The sequence below is a fragment of the Kitasatospora sp. NPDC002551 genome, assembly GCF_040296005.1.
Lineage (GTDB): Bacteria > Actinomycetota > Actinomycetes > Streptomycetales > Streptomycetaceae > Kitasatospora.
This window is the reverse complement of sequence record NZ_JBEOWI010000057.1, coordinates 26,435-51,920: the sequence shown is the minus strand read 5'-3', so window position 1 is coordinate 51,920 and position 25,486 is coordinate 26,435. Positions and strand designations below refer to the sequence as shown.

The window sequence follows — 25,486 nt, the reverse complement described above, 5'->3', positions numbered from 1 at the left end:
CCCCAACTGCTACTCCGCCTCCATCCCCAGCACCGAGGTCCACGCGGCCGCCGGCCCGCTCAACCACTGGTTCTACCTGCTCTCCGAGGGCTCCAACCCCGGCGGCGGCAAGCCCACCAGCCCCACCTGCAACAACTCCACCGTCACCGGCGTCGGCATCAAGGACGCCGGCCGGATCTTCTACGGCGGCATGCTGCTCAAGACCAGCGGCATGACCCACAAGAAGTACCGCACCACCACCCTGACCGCCGCCAAGAACCTCGACCCCACCTGCAACCTCTTCAACCGCACCAAGGCCGCCTGGGACGCCGTCAGCGTCCCCGCCCAGACGGGCGACCCGACCTGCAACGGCGGCCAGACCAACGAGTTCTCGCTCTCGCTGAACCCGTCCGCCGGCCAGGTCCAGCCCGGCTCCTCGGCCACCTCGACGGTCGGCACCCAGGTGACCCAGGGCAGCGCCCAGTCGGTCAACCTGAGCGCCACCGGCGCCCCGAGCGGCGCGAGCGTCAGCTTCAGCCCGTCCTCGGTGCAGACCGGCGCGTCCTCCACGATGACCGTCTCCACCAGCGCGAACACCGCGCCCGGCAGCTACGTGATCACGGTCACCGCGGCCGGCCAGGCCACCCACACCGCGCAGTACACGCTGACGGTCGGCAGCGGCAACCCGGGCGGCAGCGCCCCTGACATCAGCGTCGCCAACGTGCAGGCGCACCTGAGCCAGTTCAACACCATCGCCTCGCAGAACGGCGGCAACCGGCGCACCGGCACCTCCGGGTACAGTCAGTCGCTCGCCTACGTGAAGGCCAAGCTGCAGGCGGCCGGCTACCAGGTCACCGAGCAGACCTGCTCCACCTGCACCTACACCGCCAACAACCTGATCGCCGACTGGCCGGGCGGCCCGTCCGACCAGGTCACCATGTTCGGCGCGCACCTGGACGGCGTCAGCGCCGGCCCGGGCATCAACGACAACGGCTCCGGCTCGGCCGTCCTGCTGGAGAACGCGCTCGTCCTCGCGCAGCAGAACCCGACCCTGACCCGTCACGTCCGCTTCGCCTGGTGGACCGGCGAGGAGCAGGGCCTGCAGGGCTCCAAGCACTACGTGAGCCAGCTGAGCTCCGCCCAGCGCAGCGCCATCAAGGGCTACTACAACTTCGACATGGTCGGCTCGACCAACGCCGGCTACTTCATCAACAACGTCAACTCGACCACCTCGGCGCCGATGAAGGCCTACTGGGACTCGCTGAACCTCCAGCCGGAGGAGAACGTCGAGGGCCAGGGCCGCTCGGACGACGCCTCGTTCCAGTCGGCCGGCATCCCGACCTCGGGCTACGCGGCGGGCGCCAGCGCCACCAAGACCTCGGCGCAGGCCTCGAAGTGGGGCGGCACGGCGGGCCGCGCGTACGACTCCTGCTACCACTCGTCGTGCGACACCACCAGCAACATCAACGCCACCGTGCTGGACCGCAGCGCCGACGGCGTCGCCTACACCCTGTGGAAGACCTCGGTGGGCAGCGGCCCGATCCCGACCAACGACTTCTCGGTCGCGGTCAACCCGGCCACCGGCAACGTCAAGCCGGGCGAGTCCACCACCGCCACGGTGAGCACCCAGACCACCTCCGGCTCCGCCCAGACGGTGAACCTCGCCGTCTCCGGCGCGCCGGCCGGGGTGACCGCCTCGGTCAGCCCCTCCTCGGTGCAGTCCGGCGGCTCCGCGACGCTCTCCGTCGCGGTCGGCTCCTCGGTGCCGAACGGCACGTACAACCTGACCGTCACCGGCACCGGCTCCGTCAGCCACACCAGCAGCTACTCGCTGGTGGTCAGCTCCGACCCGGGCCCCGGTGGCGGCACCTGGACCCCGGGCACCACGTACCAGCAGGGTGACGTCGTCACCTGGAACGGGGTCAGCTACCGGTGCCTCCAGGGCCACACGGCCCAGGTGGGCTGGGAGCCCAACATCGTCCCGGCCCTCTGGCAGGCCATCTGAGCGGACCGGATCGTCTCCGGGTCGGGATAAGGGCGGTGCCGCGGTTCGTCGAGGGGGACGGATCGCGGCACCGCCGCCTGTTCAGCGCCGTTTCCCGGCGGGCGCGGGCGCGGGCTCGGCCGCGGACCCTGCGCCCGCCGCGCGCGCGGAGCGGGCGGCCCGCACCGCCGGCAGCGCGACGAGCAGCGCCACCAGGGCGCAGCCGGCGGCCAGCGTGCCATAGCCGCCGGCCGCCACCACCGGGCCGGAGAGCAGGCCGCCGGTGCAGCCCGCGACCGCCAGCCCCACGTCGGCCAGGCCCTGGGTGGCGGCACCGCGCGCGGGCGGCGCGGCGGCGGTGACCAGGGCCGTTCCGCCGACCAGGCCGAGATTCCAGCCCACGCCGGCCACCAGCAGGGCCACCGCGAGGACCGGCACCGAGTCCGCCGGTGCGAGGCCGGCCAGCAGAGCGGCCGCGCCGAGCGTGACGCCGGAGGCGGCGGCCACCGGGAGCGCTCCCCAGCGGTCCACCAGCAGGCCGCTGAGCGGGGACGGCAGGAACATCGCACCGATGTGCAGCGAGACGACCAGGCCGATCACGCCGGTGCCGTGGCCGTGGGCGGCCAGGTGGACCGGGGTCATGGTCATCAGGGCGACCTTCGGCAGCTGGGCGAGCAGCATGATCCACAGGCCGGTCCCCAGGCCCGGGGCCCGCGAGCGCTCCACCTGGTCCGCCGGTTCGGCCGGTTCGGCGGACTCGGCCGGCTCCGCCGGGGCGGGCGGGGACGTCGCGGCCCGGGCCGACCGGAGCGGATCGGGCCGCAGCAGGGCGCCCAGCACCACGGCCGCCACCGCGTACCCGACGGCGGCGAGCACGAACGGCGCCGCCGTCCGGGGGATGCCCCAGTCCTCGGCCGGCCCGCCGACGAGCGCCACCAGGTTGGGCCCGGCCACCGCGCCGAACGTCGAGGCGAGCAGGACCCGGCTGACGGCCCGGCCGCGCCGCTCCGGTGCGGCCAGGTCGGCGCCCGCGTACCGGGCGAGCAGATTGGTGGCGGTGCCGGCGCCGTAGACCAGCAGCGCGGGCAGCAGCAGGGCCACCTGGTCGGCGGCCACCGCGACCACCACACCGACGCTGCCCAGGGCACCGACCGCGTACCCGAGGCCGAGCCCCGGCCGGCGCCCCCAGGCCTGGCAGAGCCGCCCGATGCCCAGCGCTCCGAGCATCGACCCGCCGGTGAACAGGGCGGTGGGCAGACCGGCCAGCCCGGTCGAGCCGAGCATCTCCTCGGCGATCAGCGAGCCCACCACGACGCCCGCGGTGAGCCCGACGCCGCTCACCAGCTGGGAGACGACCAGCACGGCCAGCACCCGCCGCTGCGCCGGGTGTTCGGGCGGCCGGCCCGGCCCGGCCGCGACCTGCGGGGAGAGCGTCATGCCGCCGCCGTCGGGCGCAGCGCCGAGATCTCCTCCAGCGACATGTCCAGCTCCTCGTGGAGGTAGCGGACGATGGTCCAGTGGGCCGGCGCTCCGTCGTCGAAGGGGCCGAACTCCTGGCAGTAGAACGGGATCCAGCGCAGCGCCTGCTCGGCGGCCAGCTCCCGGCCGGGCTCCTCCTGGTAGGCCTCGTAGGGGATGCCGCGGTGGTGGACGAAGAACCGGCCGGGCAGGCGCTCCTCGCACAGCGCGCGGTACTCGCGGGTCTGCAGGATGAGGTAGTGCCAGATCTCGTCGATGTCCTGCTCGACCGGCAGGAAGAGGCCGGAGAGCTCCTCGCGGTGGCGGGAGACCAGGTAGAGGTAGCGCAGGCACTCGGTGACCTGGCGCTCGGCGTCGGCGGGTGCGGCGCCGGTGCGCGCGATCGTGTACGCCACCACCTCGGCGTGCAGGTCCTCGCCGAGCAGGGCCCTGAGGTCCTCGGCGGTGACGCGGGGCCGGTCGGCGGTCATCGGGTACCTCCGCGGGGGTCCCCGGCGGCCGGGGACGAGGTCGGGGACGAGGACGTGGTCGTGGACGGGGTCGTGGACGGGGTCGGGGCCGTGGCGAGCCAGGCGTACTTGCCCGAGGCGCCGACCGGCAGGTGCGCGTGGTGCTCGGCCCGGCACGGCCGTCCGACCAGCCGTCCGGTCCCGCGGGCCAGGGCGTCCGCCTCGGCCACCGTCAGCGGGGCGCCGTCGAAGGTGGTGCAGCGCAGCACGGCCTCCTCCCCGGGGCCCGTCACGTCCAGCCGGTGGAGGAAGACCCGGGGCGCGACCGCGCCGACCACCTCGTCGAGGTCTCCCTGGGCGACCGGGCCGCCGGGGGTGTCGAGCAGTTCCTTCTCCCGGCCGCAGAACCGGGCGATGCGGCCGGGGTCCGCGCTGCCGTCCAGCGTGCGGACGCAGTCCCCCGAACGGTAGCGGACCAGCGGCATCCAGGGGTTCCGCACGCTGGTGACGATCAGGCTGTGGATCCCGCTGCCCGGGGCGACGGGGAGGAGTTCGACGCTCATCCCGTCGAGGTACGGCCGGTACCGGCCGCTGCGGTCGCTGTAGTAGAGGTAGCCGAGTTCGGTGCTGCCGAACAGGTCGACGATCGGGCAGTCGAAGTGCTCGCGCAGGTACCGGGCGACGTTCGCGGGGGTGTACTCGTAGGCGTGGACGATGCTGGCCGGCGGCGGGAAGTCCGCCCACAGGCCCCAGGCGCGGGCCTTGCGCACCAGGTGCGCGAGGTGGGAGGAGGAGCAGTCGAGGAGGTACCGGCCGCGCGGGTGCGCCCGGGCGGCCTCCCGGATCTCCGCGAGCATGCGCTCGACGTCGGCCCGCTGCCAGTGGTCGGGGTCGAGGCGGAGGTTGAGGTAGCAGGTGCGCTCGTCCAGCCACCGGTCGCGCGGGGCCGGTTCGGCGGCCGGCTCACCGCCCCGCTTGCGGGCGTTGACCCGTGCCACGTGCTCGGTGGCCAGGACGGTGGTGAGGGAGACCCGCTTGCAGCCCTCCGCCCAGGTGTCGGAGATGTCGGGGTGCTCGCTCCACAGCCGGTAGTAGGAGTTCAGCAGGAAGTACGGCGGTCGGATGATCTGCATGCGGGCGTGGTTGGTGCCGGTGGAGAGCACCATCTCCGCGTCGCCCGCGGCGAGCGCCGCGGCGAGGCCGGGCGTCATCCAGTTGTCCGGGAACCCGCGGGCGATCTCGGGCTTCTCCAGAACGGGGAAGTACCCCCGCTCGATCGAGGCGCGGTAGAGGGGGATGTCCTTGATCCGGTCGACCACGTCGGCGGTCGGCTGGCCGTTCACTGTCACCTCCGGTCGGTGGGGCCCGGGCCGGCCGCTCGGCCGGCCCGGGCCCGTCTCGGCGCTGCCGGTGCGTCGCGCTGGGTCAGGAGATACAGCCGGACTTCGCCACGCTGATGCACCCGGACTTCGCGACGCTGATGCAGCCGTCCTTGGCGCCGCCGGCCGAGTTGACGGCGACCCAGCGCCGCCACTTGTCGTCCTGGGTCATCTTCTTGACGAGCTGTTCCATACGGACCTCCGATGGGTGCCGGTCATTCGGCGGCGCGGATCGACGCCGCCACGGCGACAGTAAAGTGATGGTCAAGGAAGTGTCAATGACGGGTCATCAGACTCGGCCACAGCGCGCCCGATCGGCCATCGGAGGCGATTTCCGGCCGACCCGGGATCCCGGGCGATCCGGCAAAGGTCTAGACCGGATAAATGATCACGGCTCGCGAACTGCGGCTTTCCCTCCAGTAAACGGGGGCCATTCCAGCCACCTAGATTCCCTTGCGTCAGGGCACCGTTGCACTTGAACGGGGGAAGACCGCCGCGCGTGCGCGTCGGCGTGGAAGGAGGCGGACCGAGTGGCACACCAGCCACCCTCAGAACGGTACGGGGAAGCCCTCGACCGGGACATCGCGGCGGAGATTCCCGAGGAGGTCCACCAGTGGCTGCAGCACGACTTCCTCCCCTTGTGCACCACCGACGCGTTCCGAATAGAGGGCGACCCGCGGGTGGACCCGTACGAGGCCGCCACCGAGGGCGTCATCCGCGCCCTCTGCGACTGGGAGAACACCCGCCGCGACCCATCGACCATCATCTACGACACCGTCATGTCCTGGGCCGCCCAGCGCCGCCGCGCCGCGGCCGACGAGCACGCGCCGCTCGCGCTCCAGCGCCTCGCCCCGCTGCTCCGCCACCACCTCGACGACGAGGAGGCCGGCCGCCTCGCCGTCGTCGACGGACTCCAGCCCCGCCGACGGGCCGTCTACCACTGCCAGATCGTCTTCCGGATGAGCCGGGCGGAGGCCGCCGAGGCCACCGGCATGCTCAAGGCCACCGTCGGCACCACCCTGCACTACGCCCGGAAGGCGCTCAGGAGGCAGGAGCCCGATCTCGACCAACTCGAGGACATCATCCAGGAAATCATGCAGGTCAACAGGAAGGACGACTGACATGCCCACGCTCCAGAGCACGAAGGAGACGCACGACAGCGAACCGCCCCCTGCCACCAGGCCGAAGACCGCCCCGCCGCGGGCCTGCACAGCGGTGTCGGACGAGGACTACCAGCGGCTGCGCGACGAGGTCGACCGCCGCCGCAGGCTGCGCCGCAACGGAGAGGAGAACGTCGTGCTGCTCAACCCCGGGTCAACCGGCAGGCCGAGCACGCCCCGGGCCCGCCGGGGGGCCATGGTCATCAAGATCACCTTCGAGAGCACCCGGGCCGACCTGGCCTGGCTCGTCATGGTCGTGCTGGCCGGCGTCCTGGCGATGGTGATCGAGCCGACCAAGTGGACCGCCGGTCTCACCGCCGTCGCGGGCGGCGCCCAGCTCCACCGGATCACCCATCTCAGCACCGGGTGGCGGCGGGGACCGTGACCTGAGCACTTTTCAGGAGCACCACAGGAAAGCTGCCCGCCGACGCGGATTCCGGCCCTGGCCGGCGGACAGCCCCGACAAGCACTCATCAGGAGCACTCGACATGTTCAACAATGGCACACCACACATTCGAGCGGGCGAACACCAGGAGAAGAGCGGCCCCGCACGGGGAGCCGCACCGCGCCGGTGGCGGATCGGCGCTATCCTGCGCGCCCTCGGCGGCCGGCGGCGGCCCGCGTGCCCCGGCCCCGACCGCCCGCACGGCGCGCCGCCCGGGCCCCGGGACCACCACGGCCCGCACCCGGCCGCGCACGATCACCCCGGCCGCACGCGCCACCGGGTCATCACCGCCGTCCAGGCCGCCGCGTTCGCCGTCGGCTGCGCCCTCGGCCTGATCGGGAGCCTCGTCGCCCTGCGGCACGGCAACGGCCTCCAGCTCTTCGCGGCCAGCGCCTTCCTGTTCGGCGCCGCCACCGTCCTGCAGTTCTTCCGGCCGCGCCCCGCCGACTGACGAACCGTCATGAACGCCCCCCGGGCCGCCCCTACCGCCCACCGGCGGGGCGTCCGCTGACGTAGAGTCGGCGCGGGCCGTCCGTCACCGACCGAGGAGGCACCCGTGACCACCACCGCGAACCCCGGTTCCGCACCCCTCCCCGTCCCCGAACTGCCGCCCGAGGCGGTCGAGGAGTGGCGCACCGAGGAGGCGGAGCTGGTCGAACTGCTGGCCCGCACCCGGCAGCGGCTCGGCGGCGTCGCGGCGTTCCGGATCGGCCCGCGGCCCACCGTCCTGGTCACCGACCCCGAGGCCGTCCAGCACGTCCTCGGCCGGCATCCCGAGCGCTACGTCAAGCGCTCGCACCGCGCCCGGATGCTCGCCGGGGACGGCGTGCTCTCCGCCACCGGCGACGCCTGGAAGAACCAACGGCGCATGCTCCAGGCCCAGTTCACCGGACCGGGGATGCGCCGCTACGAGCAGCGGATCGCCGCCGCGGCCCGCCGCACCGCCGAGCGCTGGGCCGGCCACGCGCGCACCGGGGAACCCGTCGACATCGGCGAGGAGATGCGCCACTTCGCCCTCGACACCATCTGGCGCGCGCTCACCGGCCACCCGCTGGACACCGCCACCGAACGCGAACTCGACCGCATCCCCGCCGTCGTCGCCGCCCTGCCCCAACTGCCCGACGGCGACCAGGCCCGCGACGCCGTCACCGACGACCTGGCCCGGATCGACGCCGTCGCGCACGCCGCCATCGACGCCGCCCGCCGCCACGAGGACGGCCCCGACGGCCCCGGGGTGCTGCGCGTCCTGCTGGACGCCGCCGCCCGGCACCCCGAGTACACCGACCGGCTGATCCGCGACGAGCTGGTCACCCTGCTCGTCGCCGGCCACGAGACCACCGCCACCACCCTCACCTGGCTCCACCTGCTGCTCGACGCCAACCCCGGCGCCCGCGCCCGGGCCCTCGCGGCCGGTCCCGCGGGCTCGCCCGAACGGCGCGAGGCGGTGCAGGCGCTGGTCCACGAGACGCTGCGGCTCTACCCGTCCGCGTGGATCCTCCCCCGGCACGCGCTCGCCGACGACACCCTCGCCGGCCACCGCGTCGAGGCCGGCACCGACCTGCTGGTCTGCCCCTACCTCACCCACCGCGACCCGGCCCTGTGGCCCGACCCGGAACGCTTCGACCCCACCCGCTTCGCCCCGGACGGCGCCCGCCCCGCCCACCTCGGCGCCTACTTCCCCTTCGGCCTGGGCGCCCGCGCCTGCCTGGGCACCCAGTTCGCCCTCCGCGAGTCCACCGCCCTGCTCGAACTCCTGCTTCCCGCCCACGAGGTGGAGTTCCTGAGCACCCCGACCGGCTCCCTCTACAGCATCACCGTCCGCCCCGACGGCCCCACCCCGGCGGTCCTGAGGGCGGCCTCCACCGGCTGAGCCCGGGGGCACAGAAGCGGGCCGTGCTCAGCCCTGCGCGTTCCGGACGTAGGTCAGCAGGGACCGGGCGGCACGCAGGTGGCCGCCGTACTGTTCGGGGGCGCTCCGGGCCAGCCCCTGGAAGATCCGCACGCCCTCCAGCGCCGCGTCCAGCGCCTCCGGCGTGCCCTCCCGGTCGGCGGCGATCAGGGCGTTCACCAGGATCCCCAGCGCCAGGGCCAGTTCCTCCTGGCCGGCGGACGAGTCGGCCGCGCCCGACGACCGCTGGACGCCGACGCCTTCGCGGGCCGGACGGAGCGCCTCCCGCGGCCGACCCGCCTCGGTCAGGTAGCAGGCGAGGGCGGTGAGGGCCCGCGCGTACCCGGCGCGGTGGGCCGCGGGCTCGGCCGGGGCCAGGTCCCCGCGCACGGCGACGCTGCGCCAGGCCGGGGCCACGGCCTCCCCGGACCGTCCCATCTGCATCAGCATGGAGGCGAGGTGGGTGAGCGACACCGCGTATCCGGGTCCGTGCGCGACCGCGTTCTCCTTCACCAGCCGGCTCCGGAGGTCGACGGACTCCCGGGCCAGGTCGAGCGCCCTCTCCCACCGTCCCACCTCCACCAGCCGCGCCGACAGGTTGTTCAGCGCCATCGCGAGCTCCGGCGTGTGGACGGCGGGGTCCTCCCGCGCCAGCTCCCGCAGGAGGTCCGCGGACTCCTGCGCCGGGTCCACGGCCTCCCGGGGCAGGTCCGCCCTCGCCAGGGAGATTCCGAGACTGTTGAGGGCGTTGGCGAGGTTGTGCCGGTGCACGGCGGAGTTGCGGTCGGCGAGCCGTCGGAAGACCTCCACCGTTTCCCGGGTTCGCGCCACGGCGTCCTGCGGCTCGCCGACCCACCACAGCAGCTCCCCGAGGTTGCCGAGCGCGACGCCCAGTTCGGCGGCGTGGGCGTCGGGGTCCAGCGCCACGAGCCCGCGGCCGAGCGCCACGGCCTCCTCCAGCGGGGCGACGGCCTCGTGGCGCCGGCCGGTCCTGGAGAGCTGGGAGCCGAGCCGGCCCAGATCCACGGCGAGGCCGGCGGTGTGGGCGACGGGATCGGCCTCGGCGAGCCGTCGGGAGATCTCGACGGCCTCCCGGGCCCGGGTCAGGGCCTCCTCCCGCTCCCCCGCGCGCCACAGGGTCTCGCTGAGGTCGATCAGCGCGTCGTTGAGGTCCGGCTCGAAGGCGGCCGGATTCGTCTCGGCCAGGGGCCGGTAGGTGTCCACTCCCTCCCGGGCCGGAGCCACGGCCTCCTCGCGCCGGCCCGCCCTGGTCAGGAGGACACCGAGCCGGGTGACGATCCTGGCGTGGTCGGGCGCGTACCGGGTCGGTTCGGCCTCGGCGAGCCGCCGCTGGATCGCCTCGGCCTCCCGAGCCGCTTCCAGCGCCTCCCGGTTCCGCCCGGCCCTGGGGAGGATGTCGGCCAGGCTGCCCAGTGCGAAGGCCAGGCCGCCGGCCCGGGCGTGCGGGTCGGCTTCGGCGAGCGGCCGGTGCAGCGCCACCGCTTCCCGGGCCGTGGCCAGGGCCTCCGCGACCAGGCCCCTCCCGGAGAGGCGGTCGCCGAGGACGCACAGGGCCGCGGACAGCGCGGCCCCGACGTCGGCGTCGGCGGGGTCGGCGGCCGCCGAGTCGCGGAACAGGGTGACGGCCTCCCGGGCCGCCGCCAGGGCCTCGTCGGCCCGTCCCGCCTTGGGCAGCAGGCCCGCCAGGCAGACCAGGGCACCGGCGAGGCCCACCCCGAAGGTGTCCGGGTCGGCCTCCACCAGGCAGCGCCAGGCGGGCAGGGCGTCCTCGACGGCGGTGAGCGCCTGGGCGTCCAGCCCCGCGTTGACCAGCCGTTGGACCAGCCCCTGCCGGACCACCGCGTGCGCGAGGGGGTCCTGGGTGTGGGCGAGGCGGTGGTGGGCCAGCCGGTAGGCGACCACCGCGGCGCCGGAGTCGAGGTCGGTGTGCCGGCCGGCGGGCAGCTGGGCCTCGATCGCCTCCAGCACCTCGCGGGGCAGCTCGGGCAGGTCCGCCAGCGCGGCGAGCGCGGTCCCGCCCGCGTGCAGCGCCAGGGCCGGCCGGGCGCTCAGCAGCGGGGCGAGCTGGCCGGCCATCAGATGCGGCCAGCGGGCCGCGGCCGCCGACAGCATCGTCAGGGCGGTCCGGGTCCAGGCCCGCTCCTGCTCCGACTCGCCGCCGCCGAGCAGCCGGGCGGGCACCCCGGTCAACGTGTCGTCGGGGGCGAAGACGTCCTTGAGCGGGTGATCCGGGACCGACAGGGCGAGGAAGTCCTCGGCCAGGCGGTCCGGGTACAGCGGTTCGAGGAAGGTGGTCGCGGCGGCCCGGCCGTCGGTGCCCGGCCGGGTCTCCGCCGCCTCCGGGTACGCGACGGCGTGATCGCGGAGCAACCGGTCCGGCGGATACGGTGCGCCGCCGGCGCGCGCCGCCCGGGTGACCGCGTCCAGGGCGTGATCACGGGTCTGACGCCCGATCAGCGTCGCGACGTAGACGCCCCGGCCCATCTCGTGCTCGTCGGCACGGGTCCGGCCGTGATCGTGGAGGTTCCGCCAGTAGGCGCGCTCACGGGTCAGCAGGTGGGCGGAGACCTCCTCGGGGCTGCCCAGCTCGGGCGGCGCGAACCCGTCCTGCCGGCTCCGGTACACCGCGTCGACCGAGGCCAGGGCCGCCATGTGCACGGCCAGTGCCTCGCGGAAGCCCTGGTGCTCCCCCAGGGACCGGGGCGGCGCCGGCTCGTCGGCGCCGGTGATCCGCAGGGCTTCGGCGAAGCGGCGGCACGCGGCCGTGAACAGCGCCCGGGGGCTGTGGGACGCCCCGCCGGCCCCACCGCCCCCGTCCGCCCCGTCCGCCCCGTTGGCCAGTGGGCCGAGCTCCAGGCGGTCGGTGTCGACGTTCATCCGCTCCAGGTCGTTGCCGGACAGCATCTGCCACCACACCCCGGCCGCCCGGGCGACCAGCAGCACCCTGGTGCGGTGCGGCTGCCGGGTCGCGTCCGCGCACAGCTCCAGCAGGTCGGCCGCCGGCCAGCGGTCGGCGTAGTCGACGACCAGCAGCGTTCCGGCGTGGTCCGGGACCGGCTCGGTGCCGGGGCCGCCGGAACCACGGAGCGGCCCCGGCGCCGGGTCGCTCGCGTGCCGGGCCTGGAGCACCCGCCAGCCGAGCTTCCGGGTCCGCCGGGCGAACTCGGTCGCCAGGCGCGTCTTTCCCTGGCCACCGACCCCGTGCAGCAGGAGGGCCGACACCGGCTCCTCGTTGTCGCGCCAGGCCGCCAGCCGGGCCAGCTCGGAATGCCGCCCGGTGAAGTCCACCACCTCGAAGCGGGAGTGGAGCAGTCGGGACGGCCGCTCGCGGGCCTTCCTGACCGTCAGCACCTCGCGGTCGAGCGGGAACGCGTCCAGCTTGTAGAGCGGGCGTTCGTTGCGGACGGTGACGTTGACGTTCCCGGTGACGTTGTTGATGTTGACCACCGAGCCGTGGACGACGGAGTTCGCCACCCACTGGGCGCCCCGCCGCAACCGCTTCGGGTCGCTCACGCCTCGATCTCCACGTCACCGGCCGCGCCGTCGACGTCCACGACCGAACCGTTGACCATGGAACGCCGGACGAACTGCCCTCCGGTGGCCGGTGGGGCCTCCGGCGCCGCACCCGGCGCCGCACCCGGCTGCGGCAGCGGCGAGGCGGCCGGTCCGCTGCCGATCGTCACCTTGACGTTGCCCCCCGCGCCGGTCACCCGGGTGACCCCGCCACCGACGCTGCTGTCCACGACGGACTGCCGGGACCCGCCGCGTCGGTCCTCACCGTCGACGAAGGACTTGCCCCAGAGCGCCGCCAGCGCGGCCACCGCGGCTCCCGCCCCCACCCCCAGGGTCACCCTCGCCCCGACGTCGCGCACGCCCCAGAACGGCCCGACGACCGCCGCGAAGAACCACGTCGTGGCGGCGAAGGCCAGGACCGCGACCAGCCCCGCCACCCACCATCTCCACCCCTGTCCCATCCGGCCCTCCCCTGTTCCGTGAGACCACATGGTGTTTCACGCCAACGCACCCCGGCGGGTTCCCACTTATCCCGTACTCGCCCGATCAGCGTCAACCTGATCCCGACCAGGGTTCGGGGCCGTCCGGAGCGGGAAAAGCGGTGGCCGGGTTCTCGGCGTGGGGGCTACGCTCCCGGCCACCACCCGGCGTGCGCGCCGCAGCCCCATCAGAACCGGACCGCCCGCCATGACCGATGCCCTGCTCTCCGGACTCCTCGCCGGCTACGGCGTCGCCGTGCCGGTCGGCGCGATCTCCGTACTGGTCGTCACCCTCGCCTCGCGCGTCTCGCTCGGGCGGGGCCTGGCCGCCGCGCTGGGGGTCGCCACGGCCGACGGGCTGTACGCACTCGCGGCGGTGCTGGGCGGCGCGGCGCTCGCGCCGGTGATCGCGCCGGCCGCGGGTGCGCTGGAGGCCGTGGCCGCCGGGGTGCTCGTCCTGCTCGCCGTCCGCGGCCTGTGGGCGACGTGCCGCGACCACCGGACGGAGAACGGCGTGACGCCGCCGGCCCCGGCCTCGCCCCGGCGCACGTACGCGGCGCTGCTCGGCCTGACCCTGCTCAACCCGCTCACCGTGGTGTACTTCACCGCCCTGGTGGTCGGCGGCCGTGCCGGCCCGGGACCGCTCGGCCCGGGGCTGGCGTTCGCCCTCGCCGCGTTCGCCGCCTCGGCGAGCTGGCAGGCGCTGCTCGCCACCGGCGGCGCCCTGCTCCGCCGTGCGCTCACCGGTCCTCGCGCCCGCCTGCTCACCGGCCTCACCGGTCACACCGTGGTCCTCGCCCTGGCCCTGCGCCTCGCCCTGACGGGCTGAGGCGGACCCCGGGCGGCGCCCGGTCGGCGGGCGTCGGTTCCACGGCTCCCGGCCGTGGATCCGCTTGCCCCCGTCTCCGGAGCCCCACGGGCCGGACGCGGCAGCGCCATCCCGCCGAGGCCACGGACGGCGGGCTCCGGGCACCCGGTCAGTGGTGCGCCGTGCGGCGGAACTCCGAGGGCGGGCAGCCGTAGTGGGCGTGGAAGCGGCGGGTCAGGTGGGCGTGGTCGGTGAAGCCGGCGGTGGCGGCGATGTCGGCGAGGGGCAGGGCCGTGCGGGCGGTCAGCTGGCCGGCCACCTCCAGGCGGACGGCGAGCAGTTCCGCCTGGAAGGAGGTGCCCGCGGTGGCGAGGGCGCGTTGGAGGGTGCGCGGTGCCAGGCCGAGCAGCGCGGCCGTCGCGGACAGGCGCCAGGGCCGGGCCGGCTCCCGGGCGAAGTACGTGCGGACGGCGTCCAACGGGCGCGGGCCGGCGGCGGGACGGTCGGACCAGCGCAGCCGCCACCCGGCGACCCGGGTCGCGCGCAGGACCTCCCCGGGGCGGCCCGTCGCGCCGTCGGCGAACACCTCGACGCGAGGCGTGCGGCCGGTCACGGCCGCCGTTCCGGCCGTGTACAGGGCACAGACGAGCAGGGATTCGGAGGGGAGGGGAACCCTTCCCAGGGAGGGAACATGACGGATCGTCAGGGATCCGTCGTCGGCCGGTGACCGGCGGGTCCGGTGACCGGCGTGGAACCAGGGTTCCACCAGCCCGGCACGGCCGAGGAGTTCCGGCAGGCCGCCGCACCGGGACAGCTCGGCGAGCAACGGGTCCTCGGCCAGCAGCCGTTCGGCGGCGGTGCGCAGCGCGGGCCAGCCGCGTGCCGCGAGGGCGGCCACCAGCCGCGCGTGCAGCGGCTCCGGTACCGGCAGGCCGTCGCCGAGCAGCCGGGCGCCCTGCCGGCCCGGCTCGCCGGCGTACCGCGGGCCGAGCGTGCGCAGCACCGCCCGGGCCATCGCCGGGCGGACCGTGCGGGCCATGTCGACGCCGGTGCGGGGCATGGCGCGATCGTACAAGCGGACCGGATGCCGCCGCTCCACGATGGCCGGCGTGAACCTCGGCTCGAAGCGCGTCCTCGTCACCGGCGGCACCGGCGGAATCGGCCTCGCCCTCGCCGACGCCCTCACCGCCCTCGGCGCCACCGTCGTCACCTGCGGCCGCTCCGCCGCCGGGCCGCTCGCCGTCCGCGCCGACCTGGCGGTGCCCGGGGAGGCGGCGCGGGTCGTCGCCGAGGCCGTCGAGCGGCTCGGCGGCCTGGACGTCGTGGTCGCCAACGCCGGTGTGCAGTACCCGACCCCGCTCACCCTGGGACCCGATCCGGAGGTCCTCGGCCGGGCCCGGCAGGAGATCGGGGTCAACCTCGCCTCGGTGGTCGAACTCGCGGCCGCCGCGTGGCCGCACCTCGCCGCCGCGGCGCCCGGCGGCCCGCCGCGCGCCGCGTTCGTCGCCGTCACCTCCGCTCTCGCGTACGCGCCCAAGCAGAGCGCTCCGGTCTACTGCGCGACCAAGGCGGCCGTCCACATCCTGCTGGAGTCGCTGCGCCACCAGGCGCGGTCGACCAGCCCCGGGGTGCGGGTGCAGGAGGTCGTGCTGCCGCTCGTCGACACGGCGATGACCGCCGGGCGCGAGGGCCCGACCAGGAAGATCGGCCCGGCCGAGGCCGCCGGCGCGATCGTGCGGGGCCTCGTGCGCGGACGCCCCGTCGTCGCCGTCGGCGCCACCCGCGCCCTGCTGGCGCTGCTGCGGCTGGCCCCGCCCGTCGGCCGCCGCGTCCTGCGCGACGGCTGACGGCCGGCGGCGTGGGCGGGCGGGTACCGGTGGCTATGCTGCGGCGCATGGACATCGTGATTCCGCTCTTCGAAGGGTTCGAACCACTCGACGCGATCGGGCCCTACGAGATCCTCGCGCTCGTGCCCGGTGCCACCGTCCGCTTCGTCACCGGCGAACCCGGCCTGGTGCGGGACGCGTTCGGGGCGATGCCGGTGCACGTCGCGACCGCGTACCCGGAGGTGGAGCGCTGCGACGTCCTGCTGATCCCGGGCGGGGGCGGCATCCGGCCCATGCTCGCGGATCCCGCCTTCCTCGACTGGGTGCGCCGGATCCACGCCGGCACCCGGTTCACCACCTCGGTCTGCACGGGCGCCGTGGTGCTCGGCGCGGCCGGCCTGCTGAAGGGCCTGACGGCCACCACCCACTGGGCGGCGACCGCCGAACTGGAGTCCCACGGTGCCGTCTACACCGCCGACCGGGTGGTCCGGCACGACCGGCTGATCACCGCGGCCGGGGTCTCCTCGGGCATCGACATGGCCCTCCAGCTGTCCGCCCTGCTGACCGACGAGGTCACCGCCCAGGCGATCCAGCTCTGCACCGAGTACGACCCGCAACCCCCGTTCGACACCGGCGCCGTGGCCAAGGCCCCGGCCGAGGTCGTGACCCGGGCCCACGCCCTCGGCTAGGCGCGGCGCGGGTGTCGTCGGTGGCCTTGACCGACGTCGCCCCCCTGGCCGTCCCCCTGGCTGACCGCCGTCCGCGCGTCGTACGACACGGTCGCCGACGAAACCGGTGGACCGGCCCGGTGCCGCGCCCTGACGGGACGCTGGACTACCGGTGACCCGGGGCGTCGAATAACTCCGGTGCCTCTTCGATGAGTTCGCGCATCACGGCGCGCAGGGCGAGGACCTCCGGCGAGGAGCACACCCTCGGCCGGCTGCCGCACTCCCCCGGCGCGCGGCCACAGCGCGCGCCGGGAGCGCACGCCGACACACCGGCTGCCGGGGAGGCATGACGCGGAAGACGGGTAGGACAGCCGCGGGACCGGGAGCGGCGCCGCAACCACCGGCGCCGCTCCTCCGGCCGCCTCCCCGTCCCACCCCGTTCGCACAAGTTCGCACAAGGACGTGCCCATGAGCGACGACCCCGCCCAGCTCGCCGTCACCGACCAGATCAGGGCCGCCGGCGAGCACGCCGAACGCCTGCTCATCGCCTCGGGCCGCCCGGCCCCGGTCCGGACCACCCCGGAGCAGGCCCCGCCGTGGTTCCGGGAGACCCGGGCGGTGATGCTCCGCGCCGAGGAGGACGGCAGCCTGCGCCACTGCGACCACCTGGCCGCCCCGCAGCCGACCGCCATCCTCGCCGAGGCAGCGGACCGGCTGGTCTGCTGGGACTGCTACACCAGGGCGCAGGCCCGGCGCAGCTGCCACCTCTGCGGCGGGCCGGCGGGAACGCAGTCCCTGCACGGCGGCGTCGAGGCGGTGATCCGCGGCCCGGCCGCCGTCTACTCCCGCGTCCTCTGCCGCTCCTGCGCCGAACCCGCCGGCCCCCGCGGCACCTTCGGCAACGGCCGCTGACCCACGGCCTCGGCACCCGGGCGCTGCGGAGCCCCCCCCAGCCAGGACGACGGCCCTGCGCCGGTGCCCCCCCCCGCCGCCAACCACCGGGCGGGGGGCACCGGCAGGCGTCAGCGCCGCTTGCCGGGCGGGGTGGTGGAGGAGGCCGGGGGCGAACCCGCGGCCGGGGTGCCGGAGGCCGAACCCGTGGGCCCGGTACTGGCGTTCGGGTCGGTCCTGGGCGCCGGGTCGGGGATGTCCGTCATCGGCAGGGACTGCTTGGGCGCGCCCCGCAGCGCCTGGTTCATGGCGTCCCGCCAGATCGGCCCGGGCCCGGTGGCGCCGAACACCTCGTCGTGGCGCTTGCCGTTGATGGTGATGTCGCGCATCTCCACCCCGCCGTTGGGGCCGCCGAGCCAGACGGCGGTGGCGAGTTGCGGGGTGTAGCCGCTGAACCAGGCCGCCTTCTTCTTGTCCGAGGTGCCGGTCTTGCCGGCGATCTGCCGGTCGCCCTCCAACTGGAGCGCCGAACCGGTGCCGCCGCCCTCCGTCACACCGTTCAGGATCGTGTTCAGCACCCGGGAGGTGCTCTCGGAGAAGGCCCTCTCGCAGCGGGCGGGCGGGACGGCGACGTCCTTGCCCTCGACCGTGGTGATCCTGCTGATCGCGACCGGGGCGCAGTACGTGCCGCCGGCGGCGAAGGCCGCGTAGACGCCGGCCATGGTCAGCGGGCTCACCTCCTCGACGCCCAGGGCCATCGCGGGGACCTCGTTCAGCGGCTCGCCGCTGGCCCGGGCCGTGATGCCGAGCTTGTTGGCCATCTGCTTGACCGCGCAGAGGCCGATCTCCTGCTCCATCTGCACGAAGTAGGTGTTGACCGAGAGCGCCATCGCCTCCTTCAGCTGGTACGGCCCCTTCTCGCTCGCGGACTCGTTGGGCACCGTCGTCTTCGGTTTGCCGGTGTTCTTCCAGGTCCCCTCGCAGGTCTTCATCGTCGGGTACTCCATCCTGTTCGGGGAGTCGTACTCCTGGGTCGGCGGCAGCCCCGCCTCCATCGCCGCGACCGCGACGACCGGCTTGAACGTGGAGCCGGGCTGGAAGCCGTTGCCGCCGCCCATCACCGCGTCGACGTTGAGGTTGACCACGGTCTGGTTCTTGCCCTTGTCCAGGCCGTACGGGCGGGTCTGGGCCATCGCCAGGATCCTGCCGGTCCCCGGCTCGACCATGCTGGCGGCGGCCGAGACGCTGTCGGTCACCCGCACGTTGGAGCTCACCGCGTTCTGGGCGGCTGCCTGCTTCTCCGGGTCGAGGGTGGTGTGGACGATCAGGCCGCCCTGGTCCCAGAGCTTCTTGCGCTCGGCGGCGTTGGCGCCGAACGCCGGATCCTGCTTGATCACGTGCTTGACGTAGTCGCAGAAGAAGCCCATGCCCGCCTTGGCGGTGATGCAGCCGTTCTGCGGCCCCCGGTAGTTCAGGCCCAGCGGGGCGGCCTTGGCCTCCTTGGCCTGCTCCTCCGTGATGTGCCGGTTCTCCAGCATCTTGTCGAGCACGGTGTTGCGGCGGTTCAGCGCCGCCTGCGGGTGCGCCTTCGGGTCGTACTTCGAGGGGTTCTGCACCAGGCCGGCCAGGGTCGCGGCCTCGGCGAGGGTGAGGTCCTTGTTGGACTTGCCGAAGTACCGCTGGGAGGCGGCCTCCACGCCGTAGGCGCCGTTCCCGAAGAAGGTGATGTTGAGGTAGTTGGTGAGGATCTGGTCCTTGCTCAGCTCCTCCTCCAGCTTGATCGCCACCTTCAGCTCCTGGATCTTGCGGCCCAGGGTCTTGCGCATGGCCTCCTTGACGGCCTCCTGGTCGTCACCGGCCTTCTCGACGTTGACGTTCTTCACGTACTGCTGGGTCAGCGTGGACGCGCCCTCGGAGGTGGTGCCGCTCTCGGCGTTCTTGCTGATCGCCCGCAGCACGCCCTTGAGGTCGACGGCGCCGTGCTCGTAGAAGCGGGCGTCCTCGATGTCGACCTGGGCCTGCCGCATGTACGGCGACATCTGCTCGGCGGCGAGGACGGTGCGGTCGCGCTCGTAGACCGTGGCGATCAGGCCGCCCTTGGCGTCGAAGATCTGGCTGGTCTGGGTGAGCGGCGGCGCCTTGAAATCGTCCGGGACGTCCTCGAACTCCTCCGCCGTGTTCTTCGCGGTCAGCCCGAGCGCGCCGGCCGCGGGCAGCACGAGGCCGGCGAGCAGCACGCCGGAGACCACGCTCACTCCCACGAAGGTCGCGCTGTAGCGGGCCAGCCGCAGCGGCGACCTCCGGGAGGGCCCGGGCGCGGCGTCGTCGGCCGGGTCCCCGGTCGGAAGAAGATTCGAATCCATACCTGTTGGATGCCGCGGAGGCCGCGGAGCGTTGCACGTTCCGGGCAGTTTCCGTGCGGTTCGGGCCGGAACGGCCCGAAAGGGCAACGCCGGACCGCCGCGCGCGGCCGGTTCCCTCCGCCGGCACCGGCTCGGGCCGGTGACCCCCGCGGAGCGCGCCGTCGGCCCGATCCTGTTTGCTGTCCCTGTCTTTGTCCCTGTCCCCGTCCGGTCCGCCGGGCCCACCACCGTCCGCACCCTCATCCGGAGCCACCCGCCATGACCGCGCCCTCGCCGTCCACCGCCGCCCCGCTGTCCGCCGGCCCGCTGTTCGCCGCCGTCGACATCGGCGGGACCAAGATCGCCGGGGCGCTGGTCGACTCCACCGGGGCACTCGCCCACCGCGTCCAGCTGCCGACGCCGGCCCAGCGGCCGGGTGCCGAGGTGCTGGCGGTGGTGCACCGGGTGCTGGACCGGCTGGCCGCCGCGCCCGCCTGGGGCGCCGTCACGGCGGTCGGCATCGGCAGCGCGGGCCCGGTGGACCTCGCCCGGGGCACGGTCAGCCCGGTCAACATCCCCGGCTGGCGGGGGTTCCCGCTGACCGCCGGGGTCGCCGCCCACCCCGCCATGGGCGCCCGCCCGGTGGCGCTCGCCGGGGACGGCGTGGCGATGGCCGCGGCCGAGCACTGGCTCGGCGCGGCCCGCGGCACCGACAACGCGCTCTGCCTGGTGGTCTCCACCGGGGTCGGCGCCGGCCTGGTGCTGGACGGCGCCGTGCGCCCCGGTCCCAGCGGCAACGCCGGGCACCTCGGCCACATCACCGTCGACCTGGACGGCGAACCGTGCCCGTGCGGCTCGCGCGGCTGTCTGGAGGGCATCGCCAGCGGCACCGCGATCGCCCGGCGGGCCCTCGCCGGGGGCTGGCGGCCCGCCGGCGACGACCGCTCGGCGCGCGCGGTGGCCGAGGACGCGCTGGCCGGGCACCCGGTGGCGCTCGCCGCCTTCGACCGGGCGGCCCAGGCGCTGGCCGCCGGGATCGCCGCCACCGCCGCGCTGGTCGACCTGCGGCGGGTGGTGATCGGCGGCGGGGTGGCGACGGCCGGACCGGTCCTGTTCGAGCCGCTCGCCCGTCATCTGGACCGCTACGCGGCGCTGCCCTACGTCCGCGGTCCGGAGGTGCGCCGCGCCGAACTCGGCACCGACGCCGGGCTGATCGGCGCCGCCGCGCTCTGCCGCTGACCGGCGCGCCCGCGTGGAGCGCGGTGTCAAGAGGGTGGCCACCAGCCGGAACCGCTCCGCGCGCCGGGCGGGTTCGCGGTGCTCCGCGGCCGGCCCGGCCACCGGACCCGCCCCGCAAACCAAGCAGGATCCTGCCCCAGCAGGATCCTACTCATCGATCGGGGTCGCGGCGGAGGTCAGCGGGCGCGACGCCCGTCCGGGATCACCGGAACGCCCCTGGTGAGGGCGGAGGGGTTCGGCAGACGCCGGCGGGCCGGGTGGTGCCCGGAGGACGCCATGGTGAGCGACCCGCGCGGCGAGCCGAACGCCACCCGGGGCGGCACCGCGTGGGCCGCGTCGTCGGAGAGGAAACCGGAGAGGAACCGCCGCTCCGACGGGCTGAGCGTGCGGGAGCGGCCGGAGACCGCGTCCCTGGCGACCACGACCGTCCGTGCCCGCATGAACGTGTGCGCGTCACGGCACACCTTGACCACGACGTGCGCGGAACTGCGCCCCAGTCGTTCGACCGTCAGCCGCACCAGCAACGGTTCCGGCCGGTGGTACAGCTGCTCCAGATAATCGATCTCGTGCCGGGCGATCAGGAATCCCGACGGGAATAGCGATTCCTGGACGGCGACCGCGTGGTGGCAGAACAGGTCGTAAATTCCCTCCTGCACGTAGGAGACCAACCGGGCGTTGTTGATGTGCCCGTTCTCGTCGACGTCGCTCCACCGGGTGGGACAGACCACCACGTGGGCGTTGACGTCCACCAGCTGGGTCGCGGGTGCCGCGCTCACCGCTGCTCGGCCGTGGAACCGGTGAGCAGCAGCGCCCGGCGCAACCGCGCGTAGTAGACGGCGTGTTCGGACGCCATCCGGGCCGCGGTCCAGCCTTCCTCGGCGGCCTCGGCGGCGGCCTCGACGACCAGGCTGTCGAGCACTCCGTCGACCGCCCGGCACAGCTCGGCGACGGCCGCCAGGCGGTCGGCGACCTCCGACCCGCCGGCGGCGCCGCGGGCCGGGAAGGCCGCGAGCGATTCCACCGCGAGCCGCAGCTCGTCGACGGTCTCGGACCTTGATTCCGAAACGAAATTGCGCACAGTTCTCTCCCTGAATGGGTACATTTCTGGATGAGTGAACCCGCTGAGCGGGCTCGTGTTCCCCCGGCGCCATGGACGCTATCCCAGCCCGGGGCGCTACCGGAAGGTATACGGAACCGGAGCGGAAACTGACCACTATTGGAGTAGTTTGGCGTTGCATAAAATCAGCCGCATCCTCCGAATGGCAGTCCGGCCCCGCCCCATTCCGCTCTATTTCGCCACCCCGTCCGCCACCCCTCCCGCCACCCCTTCCCCCGGTCGCGCCCCCTGCCGCGGCGGTCATCCCCCGCTCCCCCAACTGGTCCACCAGCGCGCCTTGTAGAGGTGCGTGCCGGGCAGGCCGCGGCTGCCGTCGGGGCGGTGCAGGGTGAGCACCGAGGTGCACCAGGCGCACGGGCCCGCGTGGTCCGGGGCGGTGGTGAGCAGCCGCCCGGTGCCGGGCTCGTCGCCCACGCTCTTGATGTCCCGCTCGGCCCGCTCGCTGCCCAGCCGGATCCGGGTGAAGCGGTCCGCCGCCGGGTCGAAGCGCCACAGGTGCGCCGCCGTGCTCACCCAGAACCGCCCGGGCGCGGCGAGCACCGGCGCCAGGTCGTGGCCGCCCGGCTCGGGCAGCGGCACCGTCCGCTCGGCGGTGAGCGTCGGCGCGGCCGCGCTGCCGCCCACCCGCAGCGCGGTCAGCCGGTCGTCGCCGAGCGCCCAGAGCAGCCGGGAGCGGCCGTCCCAGTGCACACCGTGCGCGCCCGGCAGCCGGTACTCGGCGTGCGCGGTGCTGCGCGGGCCGAGGGAGGCGGCGTACAGCCGTATCCAGCCGCCGGTGGAGGCGGCGACGGCGACGTTGCCGTCGGGCAGGAGTTCGGCGCTGTGCGGGTTGGCGAGCGGGCCGGTGTCGACGGCCCACCGCGCGGCGCCGGTCGCGGTGTCGACGACGGCCGCCAGGCCCCCGGAGGCGGTGGCCAGCAGGTACCGGCGGCCGTGCCGCACCCGGCTCTTGACCTCGTCCGGCAGCTCCCAGCTGCGGCGCGGGTCGAGGTCGTCGAGGTCGCCGGCGGTGTCCGCGGACCACGACCAGACCACCGGCCGGCGGTCCGGCCCCCGGTAGCCGACCAGTTCCTCCGCGCTCCGCACCACCAGCACCCGCCGCGACGCCTGGTCCACCACGGCCACCGCCCACCCCGGCCCCACCCCGGCGGCGGTCGCGGGGACCGCGCCGGCGCCCACCACGAGGGCCGCCAGGCCCGCCGTCGCCCGCCACAGCCGTGCCCGCTTCGACACCGCCGGCACCTCCCGTCGTCCGTCCCCCGCCACCACCGTGCGGTGCGCCCCGGCCGGCCGCCAGCGCACGGCCCCGACCGGCCTAAGACCACCACCTGTCGTACCCGGCTGGTTAGATCGGAACCGGAGGGCACCGTGAGAGGAACCGGAGAAACGATGAGCACGGCCAGCAGGACCGACGCACAGGCACCCGAGCCGCACGCCGCCGACACCCACGACCTGATCCGCGTGCACGGGGCGCGCGAGAACAACCTCAGGGACGTCAGTATCGAGATCCCCAAGCGCCGGCTGACGGTGTTCACGGGGGTCTCCGGTTCGGGCAAGAGCTCCCTGGTCTTCGACACCGTCGCGGCGGAGTCGCAGCGGCTGATCAACGAGACGTACAGCGCGTTCGTGCAGGGCTTCATGCCGTCGGTGGCCCGGCCCGACGTGGACGTGCTGGACGGCCTGACCACCGCGATCATCGTCGACCAGCAGCGGATGGGCGCGGACCCGCGCTCCACCGTCGGAACGGCGACCGACACCAACGCGATGCTGCGGATCCTGTTCAGCCGGCTCGGGCAGCCGCACATCGGCTCGGCCAAGGCGTTCTCCTTCAACGTCGCCTCGATCAGCGGGGCGGGCGCGGTCACCGTGGAGCGCGCCGGCAAGACGGTCAAGGAGCGGCGCAGCTTCAGCGTCACCGGCGGCATGTGCCCGCGCTGCGAGGGCCGCGGCGCGGTCTCGGACATCGACCTCACCCAGCTCTACGACGACACCAAGTCGCTCGCCGAGGGCGCGATCACGGTGCCCGGCTACACCGGGGACGGCTGGATGACGCGGATCTTCAGCGGCTCCGGCTTCCTGGACGCGGACAAGCCGATCCGCGACTACACCGAGCGGGAGTTGCAGGACTTCCTCTACCGCGAGCCGACCAAGGTGAAGGTCAACGGCATCAACCTCACCTACGAGGGGCTGGTCCCGAAGGTCCAGAAGTCCATCCTGGCCAAGGACCGGGAGGCGATGCAGCCGCACATCCGGGCGTTCGTGGACCGCGCGGTCGCCTTCGCCTCCTGTCCCGACTGCGACGGCACCCGGCTGACCGAGGCCGCCCGCTCCTCCAAGGTCCGCGGGATCAGCATCGCCGACGCGTGCCGGATGCAGATCAGCGACCTCGCCGCCTGGGTGCGCGAGCTCGACGAGCCCTCGGTGGCACCGCTGCTCGCCGCGCTCCGCCAGACCCTGGACTCCTTCGTGGAGATCGGCCTCGGCTACCTCTCGCTGGAGCGGCCGGCCGGCACGCTCTCCGGCGGCGAGGCGCAGCGGGTGAAGATGATCCGCCACCTCGGCTCCTCGCTCACCGACGTCACCTACGTCTTCGACGAACCCAGCACCGGTCTGCACCCGCACGACATCCGGCGGATGAACGGTCTGCTGCGGCAGCTGCGGGACAAGGGCAACACGGTGCTGGTGGTGGAGCACAAGCCCGAGGTGATCGCGATCGCCGACCACGTGGTGGACCTCGGTCCGGGCGCGGGCTCGGCTGGCGGCACCGTCTGCTTCGAGGGCTCGGTGCAGGGCCTGCGGGCGGCGGGCACGGTCACCGGCCGGCACCTCGACGACCGGGCGTCGGTGAAGGAGACGGTGCGCACACCCACCGGCAAGCTGGCGATCCGCGGCGCGAACGCGCACAACCTGCGGGACGTCGACGTGGACATCCCGCTCGGCGTGCTGGTCGTGGTGACCGGGGTGGCCGGCTCGGGCAAGAGCTCGCTGGTGCACGGCTCGATACCGGCCGGGGAGGGGGTGGTGTCGGTCGACCAGAGCCCGATCCGCGGCTCGCGGCGCAGCAACCCGGCCACCTACACCGGTCTGCTGGAGCCGATCCGCAAGGCGTTCGCCAAGGCCAACGGGGTCAAGCCGGCGCTGTTCAGCGCCAATTCCGAGGGCGCCTGCCCGACCTGCAACGGCGCGGGCGTCGTCTACACGGACCTGGCGATGATGGCCGGGGTGGCCACCACCTGCGAGGACTGCGAGGGCCGGCGGTTCGACGCCTCGGTGCTGGAGTACCACCTCGGCGGCAAGGACATCAGCGAGGTGCTGGCGATGCCGGTGACGGAGGCGGAGGCCTTCTTCGCCGCCGGCGAGGCCCGCACACCGGCCGCCCACCGGATCCTCAGCCGCCTGGTGGACGTCGGCCTCGGCTACGTCAGCCTCGGCCAGCCGCTGACCACCCTCTCCGGCGGCGAGCGGCAGCGGCTGAAGCTGGCCACCCACATGGGCGACAAGGGCGGCGTCTACGTCCTGGACGAGCCGACCACCGGCCTCCACCTGGCCGACGTCGAGCAGTTGCTCGGGCTGCTGGACCGGCTCGTCGACTCCGGCAAGTCCGTCGTCGTCGTGGAGCACCACCAGGCCGTGATGGCCCACGCCGACTGGATCGTCGACCTCGGGCCGGGGGCCGGCCACGACGGCGGGCGCGTCGTCTTCGAGGGCACCCCCGCCGAGCTGGTGGCCGCCCGGTCCACCCTCACCGGCCGGCACCTGGCGGAGTACGTGGGCGCCTGAGCGCCCTCGCCCCGGGGCCGGCCGGTGGACCGGCCGGCC

General features: G+C 74.5%; 22 protein-coding genes. 11 read left to right on the top strand and 11 right to left on the bottom strand.

All coding sequences use genetic code 11. The features are described from left to right. Window positions 1-1,984: M28 family peptidase (locus ABT093_RS33425; RefSeq protein ID WP_350570765.1), on the top strand; the 1,984-nt coding region annotated here is incomplete at its 5' end. An 81-nt stretch (window positions 1,985-2,065) separates the two neighbouring features. Here ABT093_RS33425 and ABT093_RS33420 read toward each other — a convergent pair. From ABT093_RS33420 to ABT093_RS33405, 4 genes are all read right to left on the bottom strand, one after another. Continuing rightward, window positions 2,066-3,400, bottom strand: a complete 1,335-nt coding sequence (locus ABT093_RS33420) for an MFS transporter (RefSeq protein WP_350570763.1) — start codon at window positions 3,398-3,400, stop codon at window positions 2,066-2,068. Beyond that, window positions 3,397-3,912: a glycine-rich domain-containing protein gene (locus tag ABT093_RS33415; protein ID WP_350570761.1), complete on the bottom strand. Its 516-nt coding sequence runs from the start codon at window positions 3,910-3,912 to the stop codon at window positions 3,397-3,399. The genes ABT093_RS33420 and ABT093_RS33415 overlap by 4 nt, the downstream gene beginning before the upstream one ends. Further along, window positions 3,909-5,234 carry a phenylacetate--CoA ligase family protein gene (locus ABT093_RS33410; protein WP_350570760.1) on the bottom strand — a complete coding sequence of 442 codons (1,326 nt, stop codon included), beginning with the start codon at window positions 5,232-5,234 and terminating at the stop codon, window positions 3,909-3,911. The genes ABT093_RS33415 and ABT093_RS33410 overlap by 4 nt, the downstream gene beginning before the upstream one ends. An 82-nt stretch (window positions 5,235-5,316) precedes the next feature. Then, a complete protein-coding gene (locus tag ABT093_RS33405) occupies window positions 5,317-5,463 on the bottom strand; it encodes a hypothetical protein (RefSeq protein ID WP_350570759.1) in 147 nt (48 codons plus the stop codon). Window positions 5,464-5,800: 337 nt separating this feature from the next. Here ABT093_RS33405 and ABT093_RS33400 point away from each other — a divergent pair, with 337 nt between their 5' ends. From ABT093_RS33400 to ABT093_RS33385, 4 genes are all read left to right on the top strand, one after another. After that, entirely contained in the window at window positions 5,801-6,391 is a 591-nt protein-coding gene (locus ABT093_RS33400; RefSeq protein WP_350570757.1) for an RNA polymerase sigma factor, read from the top strand. Between the two features lies 1 nt (window position 6,392). After that, the gene (locus ABT093_RS33395) at window positions 6,393-6,815 is read left to right on the top strand and encodes a hypothetical protein (protein ID WP_350570756.1); all 423 of its coding nucleotides are present in this window, start codon (window positions 6,393-6,395) and stop codon (window positions 6,813-6,815) included. A 103-nt stretch (window positions 6,816-6,918) separates the two neighbouring features. Further along, complete coding sequence (locus ABT093_RS33390; protein WP_350570754.1) at window positions 6,919-7,326, top strand: hypothetical protein; 408 nt, start codon at window positions 6,919-6,921, stop codon at window positions 7,324-7,326. Window positions 7,327-7,431: 105 nt separating this feature from the next. Next, the gene (locus ABT093_RS33385; RefSeq protein ID WP_350570753.1) at window positions 7,432-8,745 is read left to right on the top strand and encodes a cytochrome P450; all 1,314 of its coding nucleotides are present in this window, start codon (window positions 7,432-7,434) and stop codon (window positions 8,743-8,745) included. A 27-nt stretch (window positions 8,746-8,772) separates the two neighbouring features. On the opposite strand, the gene ABT093_RS33380 is transcribed toward ABT093_RS33385, so the two are convergent. After that, a complete protein-coding gene (locus ABT093_RS33380) occupies window positions 8,773-12,297 on the bottom strand; it encodes a tetratricopeptide repeat protein (RefSeq protein ID WP_350570752.1) in 3,525 nt (1,174 codons plus the stop codon). Next, complete coding sequence (locus ABT093_RS33375) at window positions 12,294-12,734, bottom strand: hypothetical protein (protein WP_350570750.1); 441 nt, start codon at window positions 12,732-12,734, stop codon at window positions 12,294-12,296. Before ABT093_RS33375 ends, ABT093_RS33380 begins: the two co-directional genes overlap by 4 nt. Window positions 12,735-12,984: 250 nt before the next feature. Here ABT093_RS33375 and ABT093_RS33370 point away from each other — a divergent pair, with 250 nt between their 5' ends. Further along, entirely contained in the window at window positions 12,985-13,605 is a 621-nt protein-coding gene (locus ABT093_RS33370) for a LysE family transporter (RefSeq protein ID WP_350570748.1), read from the top strand. Window positions 13,606-13,753: 148 nt separating this feature from the next. On the opposite strand, the gene ABT093_RS33365 is transcribed toward ABT093_RS33370, so the two are convergent. Then, window positions 13,754-14,644 carry a helix-turn-helix transcriptional regulator gene (locus ABT093_RS33365; RefSeq protein WP_350570746.1) on the bottom strand — a complete coding sequence of 297 codons (891 nt, stop codon included), beginning with the start codon at window positions 14,642-14,644 and terminating at the stop codon, window positions 13,754-13,756. 49 nt (window positions 14,645-14,693) lie between these two features. On the opposite strand from ABT093_RS33365, the gene ABT093_RS33360 reads away from it, so the two are divergent. From ABT093_RS33360 to ABT093_RS33350, 3 genes are all read left to right on the top strand, one after another. After that, window positions 14,694-15,431, top strand: coding sequence for an SDR family NAD(P)-dependent oxidoreductase (locus ABT093_RS33360; protein WP_350570745.1), 738 nt, complete (start codon window positions 14,694-14,696; stop codon window positions 15,429-15,431). Window positions 15,432-15,478: 47 nt separating this feature from the next. After that, window positions 15,479-16,099, top strand: coding sequence for a DJ-1/PfpI family protein (locus ABT093_RS33355; RefSeq protein ID WP_350570744.1), 621 nt, complete (start codon window positions 15,479-15,481; stop codon window positions 16,097-16,099). A gap of 447 nt (window positions 16,100-16,546) precedes the next feature. Then, on the top strand, window positions 16,547-16,990 hold the full coding sequence (locus tag ABT093_RS33350; protein WP_350570742.1) for a hypothetical protein: 444 nt from the start codon (window positions 16,547-16,549) through the stop codon (window positions 16,988-16,990). A gap of 110 nt (window positions 16,991-17,100) precedes the next feature. On the opposite strand, the gene ABT093_RS33345 is transcribed toward ABT093_RS33350, so the two are convergent. After that, entirely contained in the window at window positions 17,101-19,332 is a 2,232-nt protein-coding gene (locus ABT093_RS33345) for a transglycosylase domain-containing protein (protein ID WP_350570740.1), read from the bottom strand. A gap of 258 nt (window positions 19,333-19,590) precedes the next feature. Between ABT093_RS33345 and ABT093_RS33340 the strand changes: the two genes are divergently transcribed. Next, the gene (locus ABT093_RS33340) at window positions 19,591-20,550 is read left to right on the top strand and encodes an ROK family protein (protein WP_350570739.1); all 960 of its coding nucleotides are present in this window, start codon (window positions 19,591-19,593) and stop codon (window positions 20,548-20,550) included. A 176-nt stretch (window positions 20,551-20,726) separates the two neighbouring features. Here ABT093_RS33340 and ABT093_RS33335 read toward each other — a convergent pair whose 3' ends face one another. The 3 genes from ABT093_RS33335 to ABT093_RS33325 all read right to left on the bottom strand — a co-directional run bounded on the left by ABT093_RS33335 (window position 20,727) and on the right by ABT093_RS33325 (window position 22,900). Further along, window positions 20,727-21,326: an acyl-CoA thioesterase gene (locus tag ABT093_RS33335; protein ID WP_350570738.1), complete on the bottom strand. Its 600-nt coding sequence runs from the start codon at window positions 21,324-21,326 to the stop codon at window positions 20,727-20,729. Next, a complete protein-coding gene (locus tag ABT093_RS33330; RefSeq protein ID WP_350570737.1) occupies window positions 21,323-21,628 on the bottom strand; it encodes a hypothetical protein in 306 nt (101 codons plus the stop codon). The genes ABT093_RS33335 and ABT093_RS33330 overlap by 4 nt, the downstream gene beginning before the upstream one ends. Before the next feature lie 279 nt (window positions 21,629-21,907). After that, a complete protein-coding gene (locus tag ABT093_RS33325) occupies window positions 21,908-22,900 on the bottom strand; it encodes a DUF6528 family protein (protein WP_350570736.1) in 993 nt (330 codons plus the stop codon). A 156-nt stretch (window positions 22,901-23,056) separates the two neighbouring features. Between ABT093_RS33325 and ABT093_RS33320 the strand changes: the two genes are divergently transcribed. Next, entirely contained in the window at window positions 23,057-25,447 is a 2,391-nt protein-coding gene (locus ABT093_RS33320) for an ATP-binding cassette domain-containing protein (RefSeq protein ID WP_350570734.1), read from the top strand. Window positions 25,448-25,486 lie beyond the last annotated feature (39 nt).

Coding starts and splice junctions, on each gene's coding strand:
- ABT093_RS33420 (WP_350570763.1), bottom strand. CDS start 3,400: ATGACGCTCTCCCCGCAGGTCGCGGCCGGGCCGGGCCGGCCGCCCGAA.
- ABT093_RS33415 (WP_350570761.1), bottom strand. CDS start 3,912: ATGACCGCCGACCGGCCCCGCGTCACCGCCGAGGACCTCAGGGCCCTG.
- ABT093_RS33405 (WP_350570759.1), bottom strand. CDS start 5,463: ATGGAACAGCTCGTCAAGAAGATGACCCAGGACGACAAGTGGCGGCGC.
- ABT093_RS33395 (WP_350570756.1), top strand. CDS start 6,393: ATGCCCACGCTCCAGAGCACGAAGGAGACGCACGACAGCGAACCGCCC.
- ABT093_RS33390 (WP_350570754.1), top strand. CDS start 6,919: ATGTTCAACAATGGCACACCACACATTCGAGCGGGCGAACACCAGGAG.
- ABT093_RS33370 (WP_350570748.1), top strand. CDS start 12,985: ATGACCGATGCCCTGCTCTCCGGACTCCTCGCCGGCTACGGCGTCGCC.
- ABT093_RS33365 (WP_350570746.1), bottom strand. CDS start 14,644: ATGCCCCGCACCGGCGTCGACATGGCCCGCACGGTCCGCCCGGCGATG.
- ABT093_RS33355 (WP_350570744.1), top strand. CDS start 15,479: ATGGACATCGTGATTCCGCTCTTCGAAGGGTTCGAACCACTCGACGCG.
- ABT093_RS33350 (WP_350570742.1), top strand. CDS start 16,547: ATGAGCGACGACCCCGCCCAGCTCGCCGTCACCGACCAGATCAGGGCC.
- ABT093_RS33345 (WP_350570740.1), bottom strand. CDS start 19,332: ATGGATTCGAATCTTCTTCCGACCGGGGACCCGGCCGACGACGCCGCG.
- ABT093_RS33340 (WP_350570739.1), top strand. CDS start 19,591: ATGACCGCGCCCTCGCCGTCCACCGCCGCCCCGCTGTCCGCCGGCCCG.
- ABT093_RS33320 (WP_350570734.1), top strand. CDS start 23,057: ATGAGCACGGCCAGCAGGACCGACGCACAGGCACCCGAGCCGCACGCC.